Raw genomic sequence first — 17,448 nt, forward strand, 5'->3', positions numbered from 1 at the left:
TTGTCTAAGGAAGACGTAATTGAGATTGAAGGAACAGTCGTTGACGCCCTGCCTAATGCTCAATTTCAGGTTGAGCTGCCAAATGGCCATGTCATTCTGGCACACATTTCGGGTAAATTGCGTATGAATTTCATCCGTATTTTGCCTGGAGATAAAGTTACGGTGGAGATGTCTCCATACGATCTCACCAAAGGACGAATTACCTGGCGTTCGAAATAACGCGGGGGAAGCGTCAATGCGATGTCTGTGAGGACATCTACTAAGGAGGTAATTTCAAATGAAAGTAAGACCTTCAGTGAAACCCATCTGCGAAAAATGCAAGATCATCAAACGCAAAGGTCGTATTATGGTAATCTGTGCTAATCCTAAGCACAAACAGCGTCAAGGCTGATTTGATCGGATTTGCAGAGGAACTAGGTATAGTTTAGATAACTATATAATGGAGGTGCAACAAGTATATGGCTCGTATATCTGGTGTCGATTTGCCTCGCGAGAAGCGAATTGAAATCGGCTTAACCTACATCTTTGGTATCGGTCGTCATATGGCGAGCGACATCATCAAAGCAACAGGCGTTGATCCCAACGTTCGCGTAAAGGATCTATCTGAGGATGATTTGGCTAAGCTTCGTGAATACATCGACAAAAACTGCCACGTTGAGGGTGATCTCCGCAGAGAGACAGCTCTTAACATCAAAAGGTTGGTAGAAATTGGTTGTTATCGTGGCGTTCGTCATAGAAAAGGCCTGCCCGTAAGAGGTCAGCGCTCTAAGACAAACGCAAGAACCAGAAAAGGTCCTAAGAAAACAATCGCTAATAAGAAGAAATAATCCAGGGAGGGATAAATGAGATGGCAAAAGTTGCAACAAAGAAAGCCACTCGCCGTCGCCGCGAAAAGAAGAATATCGAACGTGGCGCCGCTCATATCCAGTCCACATTTAACAACACCATCGTAACCATTACAGATACTCAGGGTAACGCATTATCTTGGGCAAGTGCGGGCGGTCTGGGCTTTAGAGGCTCCAGAAAATCCACACCATTTGCTGCTCAAACAGCTGCTGAAACAGCTGCTAAAGCCGCAATGGAGCACGGTTTGAAATCGGTTGAAGTGTTCGTTAAAGGACCTGGTTCTGGACGTGAGGCTGCTATTCGCGCACTGCAGCAGGCAGGATTGGAAGTTAACATGATCAAAGATGTTACCCCGATTCCGCATAATGGTTGCAGACCGCCGAAAAGAAGACGCGTCTAATCACACAGTAATAGGAGGTGTAACCAAATGGCAAGATATACCGGTGCGGTATGCAGATTATGCAGACGTGAAGGTGGGAAACTTTTTCTCAAAGGTGAGAGATGCTACTCTGATAAGTGCGCAATCACTACAAGAAAAGATTCTTTAACACCCGGTCAGCACGGTCAAAGCCGCAAAAAAGTTTCCGAATATGGTATTCAGCTTCGTGCTAAACAGTCCGCTCGTCGCTTCTACGGCGTACTTGAGGGACAGTTCTATAAATACTATGAAATGGCTGAGCGTCAGGCTGGCGTAACAGGTGAAAACCTGCTCAGAATTCTGGAGAGCCGTCTTGACAACGTAGTTTACAGATCGGGCTTTGCTTCTTCCAGAAAAGAGGCCAGACAGCTGGTTCTGCACTGCCACTATACAGTAAACGGCAAGAAGGTCAACATTCCTTCTTACCTTGTAAAAGCTGGCGATGTCATTGCAGTTGCTGAGAAATTTAAAGCAAGCGATAAGATTAAAGCAATCTTAGAGGCGAACGGATCTCGTCCGGCTCCGAAATGGCTTGAAGTTGACCAGGAGAAATTGACTTCTCGTGTTGCTCAGCTTCCCGACCGTGAGGACATTGACCTTGAGGTTGAAGAGCATCTGATCGTCGAGCTCTATTCTAAGTAATAAGCACGAGCTAATCGGCATGGGAACGCGAAAAATCAGACGGGTTTTAATCAAGCCCGTCATTCAAGGAGGGTTTTAAATGATAGAGATAGAGAAGCCGAGAATTGAGACTGCGGAGATAAAATCCGATGGCACCTATGGCAGATTTGTCGTAGAGCCTCTCGAGCGCGGCTTTGGTACAACATTAGGTAACAGCCTAAGACGTGTGCTACTCTCCTCGCTTCCTGGTGTTGCTGTCACATCTGTAAAGATTGACGGTATACAGCATGAGTTTTCAACCATCCCGGGTGTAAAAGAAGATCTCACTGAGATTATCTTGAACATCAAAGGGCTTACCGCGAAGCTGTATTGTGACGGCCCCAAAACCGTTGTAATCGATGCTACCGGCGAGTGTGAGGTTACTGCCGATTCGATTGCCGATGACGCAGAGGTTGAGATTCTAGATCCAAGTATGCATATTGCTACATTGGGAGCTGGTGCAAAGCTGTATATGGAAATTACGCTTGACCGGGGCAGAGGCTATGTCCCTGCAGAGCGTAACAAACAGAACATGCAAGCGCCAACTGCACAGCAAACATTAGGTACAATACCGGTAGATAGCATTTATACACCGGTTTTGAAGGTAAACTACACTGTAGAAAATACTCGTGTCGAGCAGATTACTGACTACGACAAGTTAACCCTGGAGATATGGACTGATGGCACAATTTCTGCCAAAGAGGCTGTGTCCCTGGGCGCCAAGGTCCTCAACGAGCATCTCAACTTGTTCGTTGACCTTTCCGACGAGGCTTATCACACCGAAATTATGGTGGAAAAGGATGACAACGGTAAGGAAAAGGTCCTTGAGATGACCATTGAAGAGCTTGACCTGTCTGTTCGTTCGTTCAACTGTTTGAAGAGAGCAGGCATCAACACAGTGGAAGACCTGATTAATAAGTCCGAGGATGAAATGATGAAGGTTCGCAACCTCGGCAAAAAATCTTTGGAAGAGGTTATTTCAAAGCTGAAGTCTTTGGGATTTAACCTGAACAAGGAAGAAGAATAATTACTTTCGTTTATGTACTTCATAAACCAGGTAAAGGAGTGAATTTCGATGCCAGGTACCAGAAAGCTCGGTAGAACATCTGACCACAGAAAAGCAATGCTCAGAGCGATGGTAACTTATCTGTTTGAGAACGGTAAGATTGAAACCACCGTAACAAGAGCCAAAGAAGTTCGTGCTATGGCCGAGAAAATGATTACAATAGGCAAACAAGACAATCTCCACTCCAAGCGTCAGGTATTTTCCTTTGTTACAAAGGAAACCGTTGCGAAAAAGGTGATTGACGAGCTCTCCCCGAAATACAAGGAGAGAAACGGTGGTTACACCCGTATCGTTAAAATCGGCCCTCGCCGCGGTGACGCCGCTGAGATGGCAATTATTGAGCTTATCTAATTAATTTTTGATAGCACAAAAAAAGAGGATGGTGTATGCCATCCTCTTTTTGCATGCTTAAATAAAACTCGAGATGATAGTGACCACCTTTGGTTTTATTCGACAAGTGTTTTTCACTTCAGCCAATCCAATCTCTTATAAAGCAGGGTAGGGCCTCTTTTCCTTAGTACGGTCTAACAGGTAATCTACACTTGCGCCATAAAAATCTGCAAGTTTAATGAGAACTTCATCCGTAAATGCAATTTTCCCCGTTTCATACTGCGAATAAGTGTTTTGAGCCATGCCTAGTATTTGTGCAATTTGTGCCTGACTTAAATCAGCGTCTTCTCTCAAGTCTTTAATATGTTGAAAAATCATTACTATCACCTATTATAGTATGCGATATCTGGAATACAGATAACATGTAATAAGGGATAATAATATGCCGGATTACGAAAAAATGTATCATGTCCTTTTTAACAAGGTAAGCCATGTCATTGAGGAACTGCGATCGGTGCAGAGGGTGACCGAGGAAGTTTACATTGGAACAGATACGCAGACAGAAGAAAACGAGGGCGGCTAGTGCCACCCTCGTTTTTAGGTGTTGTAATGGTGGTTAAATAATATATTATACAGTTATAAAAGCCACCCGCTCGCGGCAGATGGATTTTAATTTATGATTAAGGCTGTGCAAGAATTTTTACAGCGGAGGTTGCCCACGTCTGCGGGGTTCCGCCCCCACGCGACGGGAAACATTCTTTGCCCGTGCAAAGAAGTTTCGCAAGAAAGCACGCATAAGGGGGAACGTTGAGGCAAAAAGGCAGGGGCTTCTGACACGTTCCCCCTTATGAATCCCCCGCGTGCCACAACAGAGGTGCACATTCCGCGCGTTTTTTTATGCGTACAAAGTCTTATGGCGCTATACCCGCGCGGTCAGGGTGCAGTACATGCTAGCCTTGCACCCTGCACAATAGACGCACCAATGTAGAACAATGAATTTTTATGATATAACACAGTCCGTCTGCTGCAAAATTTTATGTCTACAAGGGTTATAATTTTGTTTTTTACTAAGCTACGTCTGCATGGGGGTGGGCACCGCCTGCCCCGCCTAGTTTTTGAGCGATTGCAGCGGCGCGGGAATGCGCCCACCGCGGCTAATAAACTGTGCGGGGCTATAGGTGTTCAGCTCCATAACAGGGCCAAAGCCGAGCAGACCGCCAAAGTCGAGCTCCTCGCCCTGCTTTTTGCCGATTGCCGGAATCAGACGCACTGCGGTGGTTTTGGAGTTGACCATACCGATTGCCGCTTCATCCGCAATGATTGCCGAAATCACCTCGGGTGGGGTATCACCCGGAACTACGATCATATCCAGGCCTACCGAGCAGACAGCGGTCATCGCTTCAAGCTTTTCAATGCGCAGTGCACCGCAGCGAGACGCTGCAATCATGCCCGCATCCTCGGTGACAGGGATAAACGCACCGGATAGACCGCCTACATGGGAGGACGCCATCACGCCGCCTTTTTTGACCGCGTCGTTGAGCAGGGCAAGTGCGGCGGTTGTGCCGTGTGCACCGCACTTTTCAAGCCCCATTGCCTCCAGAATATAAGCCACCGAATCACCCACCTCGGGTGTGGGAGCAAGCGACAAGTCGACAATACCGAACGGAACGCCAAGCCGTTTAGATGCCTCGGTGCCGACAAGCTGACCCATGCGTGTAATTTTAAATGCGGTTTTCTTGATGATATCCGCCACACCGGTTAGGTCGCAGTCGCCGGCCTTTTTCAGTGCTGCACGTACTACGCCCGGGCCGGATACACCGACGTTGATGACACAGTCGGGCTCACCCGGGCCGTGGAATGCACCCGCCATAAACGGGTTATCCTCAGGTGCGTTGCAGAATACCACCAGCTTCGCCGCGCCAATGCAGTCGCGGTCTGCGGTGAGCTGTGCCGACTTCAGCACCTGCTGCCCCATCAGCTTGACGGCGTCCATATTGATGCCGCTTTTGGTGGAACCGATGTTAACCGATGAACAGACATGGTCGGTGACCGAAAGAGCCTCGGGAATCGATTCGATGAGAGCGAGATCGCCCGCTGCAAAGCCCTTATGTACCAGTGCGGAGTACCCGCCGATAAAGTTGACGCCAACCGCCTGTGCAGCGCGCTCAAGCGTTTTTGCATACTCAACAGGGTTGCCGCCGCTTGCCGCTACCAGCATGGCAATAGGTGTAACCGAAATTCGTTTGTTGATGATGGGAATTCCGTATTCCGCAGAAATATCCTCACCCGTTTTAACAAGATCTTCCGCTAAACGGGTGATTTTTGCGTAGATTTTATTGCAGCTGCGCTCAATATCGCTGTCACAGCAATCCAGCAGCGAAATTCCCATGGTAATGGTACGGATATCAAGATTTTCATCTTGAATCATGCGAATCGTTTCCAGAATATCATTGGTGTTTAACATGTTTTCGCTCCTTTGCCGCTATATACGGTGCATCGAGTTGAAAATATCCTCGTGCATTACATGAATCTGCAGTCCCATTTCTTCGCCGAGCTTACTCATTTTTGTACCGATTTCTTTAAAATCGCAATTGATTTTAGAAATATCCACCATCATAATCATGGCGAACATATCCTGCATTACCGACTGGGTTACATCGTTCACATTCGCGTTGCAAGCAGCGCAAATTGAAGAAACCTTTGCCAGAATGCCTACCATATCTTTGCCCACTACAGTAATCACTGCACGCATAATCAGAACCTCCGAATATATAAATTTTGTTTCCTTACAGAATAAAGCTTTCCAGCTCTTCGAGCATTGCGGCGCAGCTTGCGTCGGAGGGCATATAGAAGTTTACGCCCAGCAAATTGGTTTCGGTAATGGCGGCGGCGTCGGGGGCGCAGCTGCGTTTAAACTGTGCACCGAAAAACCGTTTGATGAACAGCACTAACTTCTCTTTGATTTCGTCAGGCGAAAGCTGTGTGCCGAAGGCCACGCAGGCATAGCGGTACAGTTTGATAGGACGAAAACCATATTTGACAAAATAGAAGGTGAAAAAATCATGCAGATCGTATTTGCCGAGGATATCCTCGGTTTTCTGCACGATCTCACCGCTGTTATTGGCAGGCAAGAGCTCGGGGCTTACCGGGGTATCGAGTATATCACGTAAAATACGGGAGATCTCTTTGCCCTCGAACAAATCGCTGTCCGCAACGTATTTTACCGCGGCGCGAATCATACTCTTGGTGAGGCAGACGTTTACGTTAAAGCCCGCGAGGTGGTCGCCGCCAAAGGTGCACCAGCCCAGCGCTTCCTCCGAGAGGTCACCGGTGCCCAGTACGAGTGCACCAACTTGGTTGGCAAGGTCGAACAGCACCTGTGTGCGTTCACGCGCCTGTGCGTTTTCATAGGTCACATCGTGTGTGTCAGGGTCATGACCAATGTCTTTGAAATGCTGCAGGCAAGCATCTTTAATGGAAATTTCACGGCATTCGCAGCCAAGAAGCTCCATTAAGCCCAGTGCGTTCTGGTAGGTGCGGTCGGTAGTGCCAAAGCCGGGCATGGTAACTGCAAGAATATTCTCAGCGGGCAGCTCCAAGCAGGCCATGGCGCGTGCAGCAACCAGCAGTGCAAGGGTACTATCCAAGCCGCCTGAAACACCAAGCACCACGCGCTGAATACCGCTGTTTTGAATGCGGCTCATCAACGAAGCAACCTGCAAAGCAAACAGCTCGCTGATATACGCGTCGCGGTTGGGATAGTTGAGAAATGGGTTTTGCGGAATGCGCCGCAGAATCCCTTTCTTGGTTTCTTCGATATCGATGGAATAATAGGGCTTTACATAAACGCCCCCTAGCTTTTGAGCGCCGATGATATCGATGTCGATATCGGCGGTGACAATATCTGCACAGGTTTCGGGGTCGGCGTTTTTGTGCGCGGCAAAGCGTATTTCATCGCCGCATTCGTAAATGCCCGCAAACCCGCCAAACAGGTACGGGCAGGAGGTATCGCCTGTGCCGCCGTTGCAAAGCGCAATGGCGCAGCCCAGCGATTTTGAGATAAGACGTACCGCACGGCGCACGTCGCTGATATAGCCCGCATAGATGGGCGCACAGGAGGGGCACAGCACAAGGTCGCAGCCGCTGGCGAGAATATCGGCGGTTTTGAGGGTAAGCTTGTCGGGTGTGTACGAAAGCACGGTAAAACGGCAGCCGCCCACACTGAATACAGTGCCGGCAGGCAGCACCTTGTCGGAATACTCGCCGTCAAACTTCATGGTGACGCTTTTCTCGGCGGGCACAAAACCAATCAGCTCGCCTTTGTGCAGCACTGCACAAACAGGCGCGGGCTTGTTCCAGTCGTCAATTACCAGCCCCACAATTACAAAACAAGGCAGATCAGCGGTAACCATACGAAGCTCATCCAACGCAGTTTTTGCGCTGTCGAGCAGTGTTATATTATGAAACAAACTGCCACAGCTTGCAGAAGTTAGTGCAAAGCTTGGCAGTACAATAATGTCGGGGGAACTTTCACGCACCTCGTCGATGGCGCTGCAGATATAATCCAGACATGTGTCGGGACGCATGGAACGCACTCGATTGGAGATGCAGCAGACGCGGATTAAGGAATTCACCAGCCACACCCTTTCTAATCAATAATAGATAAAATAATTCTATCACATTTGCACAATTAGTCAAATAAAAAGTTGTCGGGGCATCTACAAAAAAGAAAGTAAATGTGTTACAATAAACACATTGTGGATTTACCAAAATTTTTAACTTATCGGCGGTTGATTTCCATACATTATGCCCAACAACAAAAGGAGTTGTTTTTATGCTTTACAATTTGTTTGATAGCCATACCCACAGCGATAATTCATTTGACGGTACGCACTCGGTTATGTTTATGTGCGAAGCCGCCGTCCAAAAGGGGCTGTTGGGCATTGCCATAACCGACCATGCCGATATGGACTACCTAGAGGAGCAGCAGTTTTTACAGCGCCTCAAGCAGTCGTATTTTGACGTACGCAAGGCGCGTATGGCATATGGAAACAGCTTTATTCTTTCTTCGGGCATTGAACTGGGTGAGCCGGATGCCGACTATGAGCTTGCAGAGCGCGTTCTGGCTCTTGATGAGTTTGATTTTGTGATTGGCTCGATACATACCGTTCAGGATAAAAACGACTTTTACTACAACGATTTTCAGCAGGTTGACCCTTACGGATTGCTTGGCTGCTATTTTGAGCGTATGCTCAAGCTGGTGCAGTGGAACAAATTTGATGTACTGGGGCATTTCACCTATCCCATGCGCTACATTTTACGCGACGGCAGACGAGACGTCACCCTCGAACGCTACGACGATATTATTGACGAAATTCTGCGCCTCACCGTGCAAAACGGCAGGGGCATTGAAATCAACACCTCCGGCCTGAGGCAGGATATGGGGGAGACAATGCCGCCGCTCAAATACATAAAGCGCTTTAAAGAACTGGGCGGAGAGATTATTACCATTGGCTCGGATGCGCACCGCGCCGAGCATTTGGGCAGCAATATAGCCGACGGTATGGAGCTTGCCAGAGAGGCTGGTTTTGCTTATTTTAGCTTTTTTAAACAGCGCGAGCCGCGCATGCTTGCCCTTTACTAAAGTTTTGCTGCAGCCTTGCACAATGGAACTTGCAAAAATAACCAAGTTGTGATAAAATTTCCCTTAATCACCTGCGAAACAGCAGGTAGATAAATTAAAAAAAGATGGAGTGAAAGTGTCATGGATAAACTGTTGAAACTACTTGAAGACAACGCCAGAATGTCGAATGCCCAGCTGGCCGTCATGCTTGATACAAGCGAGGAGAATGTGGCCGCCGCCATTGCGCAGTACGAAAAAGAAGGCGTAATCCATGGCTACACTACCTTAATTGATTGGGAAAAAACCGGCAGAGACCTTGTCATGGCGCGGATTGAAATTAAAGTTTCACCCAAAAAGGACAGAGGCTTTGAAGAAATTGCAGAGACCATTATGGAGTTTGACGAGGTAGAAACCGTTTACCTGATGAGCGGCGGCTATGACCTTGCGCTCACCGTAAAAGGCAAAACCTTTAAGGATGTTGCGATGTTTGTAGCACACAAGCTCTCTCCTTTGGATTCTGTGCTTTCCACGGCAACTCACTTTGTGCTGCGCAAATACAAAGAGCGCGGCTTTCAGGTGATCGGCGAGGAGCGCGACGAGAGGAGTGTCACCCTGCTGTGATGGATTACGAAAATATACTTTCGGGCAAGGTGAAGACCATCAAACCCTCCGGTATCAGAAAGTTTTTTGATATTGCTGCGGAGATGGATGATGTCATCTCGCTCAGTGTTGGTGAGCCCGATTTTAAAACCCCGTGGGAGATTCGCGAGGCAGGCATCCGGTCATTGGAGAAGGGAAAAACTTGGTACACCGCAAATGCCGGCCTTGGCGAGCTTAAAGAAGAAATTTGCAACTACCTGAAGCGTCACTTTAATTTAAAATATGAGCCTAAGGGTGAAACGCTGGTAACGGTTGGCGGTTCTGAGGGCATCGATATCTGTATTCGTGCATTGGTAAACCCCGGCGAAGAAGTGATTGTGGTCGAGCCATGCTATGTCTCCTACGCACCCATTGCGGAGCTTACCGGTGCTGTTGTTGTGCCAATTGCAACCAAAGCGGAAAATGAGTTTCGCCTTACTGCCGAGGAACTCAAAGCAGCGATTACCGATAAAACCAAGCTGCTGATTCTGCCGTTTCCCAACAACCCCACCGGTGCGGTCATGCGCCGTGAGCACCTTGAGGAGATTGCCGAAGTGCTGCGTGGCACTAACATTATGGTGCTTTCGGATGAAATTTATGCAGAGCTCACCTACGGTGACGAGCGCCATGTATCGTTTGCCGAAATTGACGGAATGTGGGAGCGCACTGTTTTAATCAACGGTTTTTCAAAGGCTTATGCTATGACAGGCTGGCGCTTGGGCTATGCCTGCGGGCCGGAGCCCATTATCAAGCAGATGACCAAGATTCATCAGTTTGCCATTATGTGTGCGCCTACCACCAGCCAGTATGCGGCAATCACCGCGCTGAAAAGCTGCGACGAGCAGATTGCAAATATGCGCAACCAGTACGATATGCGCCGCCGCCTGCTGGTAAGCGAGTTTAATAAGCTGGGGCTCACCTGCTTCGAGCCGGAGGGCGCGTTTTATGTATTCCCATGCATCCGCTCAACGGGGATGACCTCGGATGAGTTTTGCCAGCAGCTGCTGCAATCCAAAAGGGTTGCGGTTATCCCCGGCACTGCGTTTGGCGACAGCGGAGAAGGTTTTGTGCGTGTATCCTACTCCTACTCGGTCAATCATCTGCTTGAGGCAGTTAAGCGCATAGGGGCGTTTATTAACGAACTGAAATGAGCATAATACGTACAGAAACTTTGCACTTCGGCAGGAGGTTCTCTTGAACAAGGTATCAATAATCAGTACAGATGATTATATTCCACATTTGCTGGACTCAGCGGTTGAAAGCCACTTTCAACTGCTGGGTCTTGACTCTTTTTTGCGCCCGGGGCTGCGGGTTACGCTAAAACCCAACCTGCTGATGAAGCGCACCCCCGAGGAGGCGACCACCACCCACCCCGAGGTTGTGGCGGCGGTTGTACGTGCACTGAAAAAGCGCGGCGTTACCGACATCACACTGGCAGACAGCCCCGGCGGGCTGTATACAGTGGGTGCGCTCAGCGGTATTTACAAAACCTGCGGGATGACCGACATGGCACAGCGCGAGGAGATTCAGCTCAACCTCGACACAGGCTGGCGGGAGATTACCACCCAAACTCACCGCGTCACAAGCTTCAACATTATAAACCCTGTAGCGCAGGCCGATCTCATGATTAACATCTGTAAGCTGAAAACCCACTGCATGACGGGGCTTTCGGGTGCTGTAAAAAACCTGTTCGGCTGTGTGCCGGGCCTCCAAAAGCCGGAGTTCCACTACCGCTTTAAAGATGGTGCAGAGTTTAGCGACATGCTCATTGACCTGTGCGAAACCGTAAAGCCCGCCATTACCTTTGTAGACGCGGTGGTCTCCATGGAGGGGGATGGACCTTCGGGAGGTACCCCCATTCATACGGGGCTGACGCTATGTGCGGCAAACCCCTACAGCCTTGATGTGGTGCTGTGCAGGCTTATCCATATGCCAAACGAACAGGCATATACGGTAAAAGCGTCGTTCGAGCGCGGGCTTGCGTCCGCCTATGAAGCAATTGAGCTGGTGGGAGATACACAAAAGATAGATTCGATTCAAAGCTTTCGGTTACCCGCCACCAAACCGGTGGATTTTAACACTCGGCTGCCCAAATGGATACAAGGCGCGGTGAATGCTGTAACCGACCGCTGGCTTGTGCCAAAACCTGTCATTCACCTCAAACAGTGCATCGGGTGCGGAAAGTGTGCCGAAAGCTGCCCGGCAAAAACCATTGCAATTACCGATGGCAAGGCGTATATCGATTACGGTAATTGCATCAAATGCTACTGTTGCCACGAAATGTGCCCGGTAAAGGCCATCCATGTAAAACGCAGCAGGTTGTTCCGTTCGTAAAGGAGGTTTTTATGCCTAGTATCAAACTGAAAGCGCCCGCAAAAATTAACCTTACACTTGATGTTGTGGGCAAGCGCGACGACGGCTATCACTATATGAAAATGGTGATGCAGACCATAGACCTGTATAATTTGGTGACGGTCGGGCTCACCTCCGAGCGGGGGATTGCGATTACCTGCACCAACCCCGAGGTGCCATGCGATGAACGCAACTTCTGCCACAAAGCGGCACGGCATTTTTTTGACGCAACAGGTACTGTGTCGCAGGGGCTAAGCATCGATATCCGCAAGGCGATTCCCATGGAGGCGGGGCTTGCGGGGGGCAGCACCGACGCAGCGGCGACAATCGTGGCGCTCAACGAGCTGTTCCACACCGGTCTTACGCCCCAGCAGCTGTGTGAGATTGGGGTAAAGGCAGGGGCGGATGTACCATTTTGTATTGTGGGCGGCACAGCAATCAGCGAGGGGATCGGCGACCTGTTTACCCACCTGCCCGCCCTGCCTGAGTGCTGTATTGTACTTGCGAAGCCGTACGAGAGCATGAAAACCGCCGAGTGCTTTACCCGCTATGACACTACCGAGATTGCTCGACGCCCCGATCTTGATAATATGACGGTGGCGATTATTGCAAGGGATCTGCACGGGATTGCTCAAAACCTGTGCAATGTGTTTGAAGAGGTCACTACATTTGAGAGCATTGGTACAATCAAGCGTGTGATGATGCAGTATGGCTGTCTCGGTGCCGCAATGACGGGCAGCGGAACAGCGGTATTCGGCCTGTTCGAGAGCAGACGTTTGGCGCGGCGCTGCGCAAACAAGTTAATGGGCAGTTGTAAATCGGTGTTCATTACGCATCCCATCGAACATGGGGTAAAAGTTATAGAGGCAACTGAATAAACCCATATTTTCCCGCCCAGACTAGGAGTAACATCTTAGTAAAGGCGGGATTTTACATATGAAACGTTGGGAACTTTCAATACTAATAGGACTTGTATTGTCGATTATAACGGGCAGTATAACAGGCTTTGCTGCTCAGTGCGATACGGTGCGCGGCAGCACCATTCGCCTGCACATTCTTGCGAACTCAGACAGCCAGAGCGACCAAGCGCTGAAGTTGATGGTGCGCGACGCAGTGCTGACCGAAGCGGCCGACGCATTCGGCGGTGCCGAGACCAAGGAACGGGCGGTGAAACTGGCGCGTGAGAACCTCGGTGAAATTACCGCGGTGGCAGAAAAAACCCTACGTGCAAACGGGTGCAACGATAAAGTGACCGCGCAGGTGGTGAACATGTTCTTTACCACTCGCCAATACGGCAGTGTCATGATGCCCGCGGGGCGCTACGACGCGGTGCGTATCCTCATCGGCGAGGGTGCGGGGCGCAACTGGTGGTGCGTAATGTTTCCTCCTATGTGCCTGCCAGCGGCAGAAAAAAAGCAGAGAAGCGAAATGAGCGCGGCGGAACAGATTCTTATTTCGGCAGAGCCGGAATACGAGCTGAAATTTGCAGTGGTAGAGGCTTACGAAAAGCTGAAAGACAAATGGGAGAAAAAGCAGGAAGAAAAGAAAATTGAAGAGGAAAAGCAAACTGTAACCCATGTAAAAGCACAAATAAGCCGGTAAGGGCTACTTCTAAAGTACCCGCAGAGATCACTGCGATATTTTGCAATGAGCACCTATATTGTGACATGCGGGGTGCAACCTCCTAGCTCCCTTTTTATTTCTTTTGCACAAGACGTATCAGCTTCATTTTAAGTTGTTTCGCCGCTGCGGCGGCGAGTACTACTTCTTTTGTCAAACCACAAAAGAAGTGTACCAAGAAAAAGGTTTTAGGTTACGAAAGCAGTTTCGCGCTGTGCGCGAGGTTCTCAATGAAACCCCTTTTTAGGAAAGGGGTTTCAAACTTCCCCAAACCTTTTTAATATTATTCTGTTGTCGCCATGCAGAATGCACTGTTCTTTATTGGCGCGTCTATTATGCGGGGCTCGTTTGCAGCCTGACCGCGCGGACAAAGAGCGCGCGGTTTTTGTTTATACATGGGCGCGCGGAATGAGCACCTCCGTTGTGGCACGCGGGGTGCAACCTCCCAGCTCCCTTTTTATTTCTTTTGCACAAGACGTACCAGCTTCATTTTAAGTTGTTTCGCCGCTGCGGCGGCGAGTACTACTTCTTTTGTCAAACCACAAAAGAAGTGTACCAAGAAAAAGGTTTTAGGTTACGAAAGCAGTTTCGCGCTGTGCGCGAGGTTCTCAATGAAACCCCTTTTTAGGAAAGGGGTTTCAAACTTCCCCAAACCTTTTCAATATTATTCTGTTGTCGCCATGCAGAATGCACTGTTCTTCATTGGCGCGTCTATTATGCGGGGCTCATCCTCTTTTGTTTCAACTGCATGAAACAGATAAAACCTTTGAAGATGCATGACAATCGTGTTTTTCTTGACAAGTAAGGGATAATATTCTATAATTTAAATGATAATGTAATATGCGTTGAAAAGACCAGTCAAGCCGATTTTGCACCCACAGAGAGAGGATTGCGCCGCTGAAAAATCCTTGTTGCATCAGTTTGACAGCCATCTTGGAGCACCGCGAGAGATTGCGGCGTCTGCCCTGCGTTAAAGGGGTGCAAAGTGGCACAGAAATGTGCAATTTGGGTGGTACCACGGAGTATTGACAAGACCTTCGTCCCTATCGGGATGAGGGTCTTTATCTATTTTTACAACTAATTGGAGTATTATGAAGTTTTATTACAAAGAGGAGAGTACACGCAAATGAAATGGATGGGACTAAACGAGATTCGAGAGAAATATCTCTCTTTTTTCGAGAACAAAGAACATACAAGGCTTCCCAGTTTTCCGCTGATTCCAATCGATGACAAAAGCCTGCTGCTGATTAATTCGGGCATGGCACCTATGAAAAAATTCTTTTTGGGGCAGGCAGTGCCGCCGAACAAGCGTGTCACCACCTGCCAGAAATGCATTCGTACACCCGATATTGAGAACGTGGGCAAAACCGCACGTCACGGCACCTTTTTTGAGATGCTGGGAAACTTCTCGTTCGGCGACTACTTTAAGGTGGAGGCTACCGCCTGGGCGTGGGAGTTCCTCACCGAAGTGATGGAGATGCCCGCAGACCGCCTGTGGATTACCATCTATGAGGATGACGATGAGGCATTTGAAATTTGGACCAAACATGTCGGCATTCCCCCTGAAAAAATTGTCCGCATGGGCAAAGAAGATAACTTCTGGGAGATCGGCTCCGGCCCTTGTGGTCCCTGCTCCGAAATCCATTGGGACAGAGGCCCCGAGCATGGCTGCGGCAAACCGGATTGCGCACTGGGCTGTGATTGCGACCGCTACATGGAGATTTGGAACCTTGTATTCTCGCAGTTTGATGGTGACGGAAACGGCAATTACGAGCGTCTGGCACACCCCAACATCGACACCGGCATGGGGCTTGAGCGTCTGGCATGCATCATGCAGGGCGTCAACAACCTGTTCGAGGTTGACACCGTACAGAATATCATGAAGCATATTCGTGAGATTGCCGGCGTTGAATACGGCAAAGAGTACAAAACTGATGTTTCTCTGCGTGTCATTACCGACCATATCCGCAGCACCGTGTTCATGATCGGCGACGGTGTTATCCCCTCCAACGAGGGCAGAGGCTATGTGTTGAGAAGATTGCTCCGCCGTGCTGCGCGCCATGGCAGGCTGCTTGGCATCAATGAGCCGTTCCTTTATAAAGTGTGCGATACGGTGATTAAAGAAAACGAAACCGCTTACCCCGAGCTTGTTGAGAAAAGAGAGTACATTGAGAAGGTCATTAAGGTGGAGGAAGAGCGCTTTGCCAAAACCATCGACATGGGCATTGAAATGCTCAGCAATCTGATGGACAAGCTTTCGGCAGAGAGCATCAACGGTAAGCTGCTTTCGGGTGAAGAAGCCTTTAAGCTGTACGATACCTTCGGCTTCCCCATTGACCTCACCAAAGAGATTATTGCCGAGCGCGGCATCGAAGTAGACGAAGACGAGTTTAAGCGCCTGATGAACGATCAGCGCGACCGTGCAAGAACCGCGCGCCTTTCGGGCAACGTCATCAGCTGGGCAGACGACGTATTTGCCGATCTGAAAGATCGCCATGTCACCTTTACCGGCTACGCCAAGCTGGCGGATGAGGGCAGTATCATTGCGATTGTTAAGGATAACGAGATGACTGACAGCATGCATGCAGGCGACAAGGGTACCATTATTTTAGATCAGACGCCTTTCTATGCGGAAGGCGGCGGACAAATTGGCGATACCGGAGTTCTCAAACTGGGTGACAGCCTGTTTAATGTTTACGAGACCAAAAAAACCGCGACCGGCTTATTTTTACACAACGGCGAGATGATGAACGGTATGTTCACCATGGGTGACAAGGTCACCGCAAGAATCGACGATGAACGCCGCCGTGCTATTATGCGCAACCATACCGCGGCGCATCTGCTGCAAAAAGCATTGATCGATGTACTGGGCAACCACGTGCAGCAGGCCGGCCAGATGGTGGACGAGGGCCGTGTACGCTTTGACTTCACCCATTTCAGCGCAATGACCCCCGACGAGATCAAGCAAGTGGAAGATGTTGTAAACGGGCTGATTATGCGTGCATATGATGTTTGCATCAAGGAAATGCCGATCAAAGAGGCGAAAGAGATTGGTGCTACTGCGTTATTTGGCGAAAAATACGGCGATGTGGTTCGTGTAGTAAACGTTTCGGGCGAGAGCATTGAGCTGTGCGGCGGTACCCATGTTTCCAACACCGCTAAAATTGGCCTGTTCAAGATTGTTTCAGAGACCTCGGTTGCGGCAGGTGTGCGTAGAATTGAAGCTGCTACCGGCCTAAATGTACTGGAGCTGCTAAACGAAAGCCATGAGATGATGGTAAAAACTGCTGAGAACCTCAAGGCAAGCAACCCGCACGAGCTGGTAGCAAAATCGGCACAGGTTATGGCAGAACTCAAAGAAAAGGTAAGAGAGCTTGAGGAAATCAATACGAAGATTGCCGAGGCAAAATCGAATGAGCTGTTTGGTCAGGCAAAAGAAATCTGCGGTGTAAAATACATCTGTGCTTCATTTACCGGTACCAAGCCCGAGGCGATTCGTGCCATGTGCGATAAAATCAAAGCAGAAGCACCAAACATGGTTGGTATTATCTCCACCGTTACCGACGGAAAAGCGTCTATTTTCGCATCTTGTGGTAAGAATACCATTGAAAAAGGTATGCATGCGGGCAAGCTGGTGAAGGCAATTTGTGAGTTGGTAGGCGGCAAAGGTGGCGGACGCCCCGACAGTGCACAGGGTGGTGCAACCGAGCTGTTTAAAATTGATGAAGCGTTTGCACAGGTTCCATCGCTGATTGAAGAGATGGTAGGCAAGCAACATTAACCGGGGCATCCCCGTGTGAGACACCATTAAAATACTAAGGGAGAACCCGCTGAGCGGGCAGAGTGGCTGGCATAGAGCTGGTACCCTGTCGGCTTGCCTGCGGGGGTATCCCC

General features: G+C 49.3%; 19 protein-coding genes. 15 read left to right on the forward strand and 4 right to left on the reverse strand.

Features of this window, described 5'->3' with window-relative positions; genetic code table 11:
* The 7 genes from infA (at position 1) to rplQ (ending at position 3,341) form a co-directional block, all read left to right on the forward strand.
* Positions 1-219 carry a translation initiation factor IF-1 gene (gene infA / locus RTV33_RS02995; RefSeq protein WP_092755310.1) on the forward strand — a complete coding sequence of 73 codons (219 nt, stop codon included), beginning with the start codon at positions 1-3 and terminating at the stop codon, positions 217-219.
* Positions 220-277: 58 nt separating this feature from the next.
* Complete coding sequence (rpmJ, locus tag RTV33_RS03000) at positions 278-391, forward strand: 50S ribosomal protein L36 (RefSeq protein ID WP_016317597.1); 114 nt, start codon at positions 278-280, stop codon at positions 389-391.
* A 67-nt stretch (positions 392-458) separates the two neighbouring features.
* The gene (rpsM, locus tag RTV33_RS03005) at positions 459-827 is read left to right on the forward strand and encodes a 30S ribosomal protein S13 (protein ID WP_312641418.1); all 369 of its coding nucleotides are present in this window, start codon (positions 459-461) and stop codon (positions 825-827) included.
* 20 nt (positions 828-847) lie between these two features.
* Entirely contained in the window at positions 848-1,246 is a 399-nt protein-coding gene (gene rpsK, locus RTV33_RS03010) for a 30S ribosomal protein S11 (protein WP_092755316.1), read from the forward strand.
* A 27-nt stretch (positions 1,247-1,273) separates the two neighbouring features.
* Positions 1,274-1,906, forward strand: a complete 633-nt coding sequence (gene rpsD / locus RTV33_RS03015) for a 30S ribosomal protein S4 (protein ID WP_312641422.1) — start codon at positions 1,274-1,276, stop codon at positions 1,904-1,906.
* Between the two features lie 79 nt (positions 1,907-1,985).
* The gene (locus tag RTV33_RS03020) at positions 1,986-2,951 is read left to right on the forward strand and encodes a DNA-directed RNA polymerase subunit alpha (RefSeq protein WP_312641424.1); all 966 of its coding nucleotides are present in this window, start codon (positions 1,986-1,988) and stop codon (positions 2,949-2,951) included.
* A gap of 48 nt (positions 2,952-2,999) precedes the next feature.
* Complete coding sequence (gene rplQ, locus RTV33_RS03025; RefSeq protein ID WP_092755326.1) at positions 3,000-3,341, forward strand: 50S ribosomal protein L17; 342 nt, start codon at positions 3,000-3,002, stop codon at positions 3,339-3,341.
* A 135-nt stretch (positions 3,342-3,476) separates the two neighbouring features.
* Here rplQ and RTV33_RS03030 read toward each other — a convergent pair whose 3' ends face one another.
* Positions 3,477-3,698 (reverse strand): helix-turn-helix transcriptional regulator, encoded by a 222-nt coding sequence (locus tag RTV33_RS03030; protein ID WP_312641429.1) that lies wholly within the window; start codon positions 3,696-3,698, stop codon positions 3,477-3,479.
* A gap of 64 nt (positions 3,699-3,762) precedes the next feature.
* Between RTV33_RS03030 and RTV33_RS03035 the strand changes: the two genes are divergently transcribed.
* Positions 3,763-3,903 carry a hypothetical protein gene (locus RTV33_RS03035; protein WP_312641431.1) on the forward strand — a complete coding sequence of 47 codons (141 nt, stop codon included), beginning with the start codon at positions 3,763-3,765 and terminating at the stop codon, positions 3,901-3,903.
* A gap of 525 nt (positions 3,904-4,428) precedes the next feature.
* Here RTV33_RS03035 and RTV33_RS03040 read toward each other — a convergent pair.
* From RTV33_RS03040 to nadE, 3 genes are read right to left on the reverse strand one after another with little or no spacing between them, the layout of a single operon-like run.
* Positions 4,429-5,784: a PFL family protein gene (locus tag RTV33_RS03040; RefSeq protein WP_312641433.1), complete on the reverse strand. Its 1,356-nt coding sequence runs from the start codon at positions 5,782-5,784 to the stop codon at positions 4,429-4,431.
* Positions 5,785-5,802: 18 nt separating this feature from the next.
* Positions 5,803-6,072: an ACT domain-containing protein gene (locus RTV33_RS03045; protein WP_312641435.1), complete on the reverse strand. Its 270-nt coding sequence runs from the start codon at positions 6,070-6,072 to the stop codon at positions 5,803-5,805.
* Positions 6,073-6,106: 34 nt separating this feature from the next.
* Positions 6,107-7,954, reverse strand: coding sequence for an NAD(+) synthase (gene nadE, locus RTV33_RS03050; RefSeq protein ID WP_312641437.1), 1,848 nt, complete (start codon positions 7,952-7,954; stop codon positions 6,107-6,109).
* A 200-nt stretch (positions 7,955-8,154) separates the two neighbouring features.
* On the opposite strand from nadE, the gene RTV33_RS03055 reads away from it, so the two are divergent.
* From RTV33_RS03055 to alaS, 7 genes are all read left to right on the forward strand, one after another.
* Complete coding sequence (locus RTV33_RS03055) at positions 8,155-8,964, forward strand: histidinol-phosphatase HisJ family protein (RefSeq protein ID WP_312641439.1); 810 nt, start codon at positions 8,155-8,157, stop codon at positions 8,962-8,964.
* A 120-nt stretch (positions 8,965-9,084) separates the two neighbouring features.
* Complete coding sequence (locus RTV33_RS03060; protein ID WP_312641441.1) at positions 9,085-9,564, forward strand: Lrp/AsnC family transcriptional regulator; 480 nt, start codon at positions 9,085-9,087, stop codon at positions 9,562-9,564.
* Entirely contained in the window at positions 9,564-10,733 is a 1,170-nt protein-coding gene (locus RTV33_RS03065; protein WP_312641443.1) for an aminotransferase class I/II-fold pyridoxal phosphate-dependent enzyme, read from the forward strand. The genes RTV33_RS03060 and RTV33_RS03065 overlap by 1 nt, the downstream gene beginning before the upstream one ends.
* A gap of 43 nt (positions 10,734-10,776) precedes the next feature.
* Positions 10,777-11,916, forward strand: a complete 1,140-nt coding sequence (locus RTV33_RS03070; protein ID WP_312641445.1) for a DUF362 domain-containing protein — start codon at positions 10,777-10,779, stop codon at positions 11,914-11,916.
* 11 nt (positions 11,917-11,927) lie between these two features.
* Positions 11,928-12,812: a 4-(cytidine 5'-diphospho)-2-C-methyl-D-erythritol kinase gene (gene ispE, locus RTV33_RS03075; protein ID WP_312641447.1), complete on the forward strand. Its 885-nt coding sequence runs from the start codon at positions 11,928-11,930 to the stop codon at positions 12,810-12,812.
* 58 nt (positions 12,813-12,870) lie between these two features.
* Positions 12,871-13,536 carry a stage II sporulation protein R gene (gene spoIIR, locus RTV33_RS03080; RefSeq protein ID WP_312641449.1) on the forward strand — a complete coding sequence of 222 codons (666 nt, stop codon included), beginning with the start codon at positions 12,871-12,873 and terminating at the stop codon, positions 13,534-13,536.
* Between the two features lie 1,144 nt (positions 13,537-14,680).
* On the forward strand, positions 14,681-17,335 hold the full coding sequence (gene alaS, locus RTV33_RS03085; protein WP_312641451.1) for an alanine--tRNA ligase: 2,655 nt from the start codon (positions 14,681-14,683) through the stop codon (positions 17,333-17,335).
* The last annotated feature ends 113 nt before the right edge of the window (positions 17,336-17,448 follow it).

Origin of the sequence: Hydrogenoanaerobacterium sp. (assembly GCF_032017025.1) — a bacterium.
GTDB lineage: Bacteria > Bacillota > Clostridia > Oscillospirales > Ruminococcaceae > Hydrogenoanaerobacterium.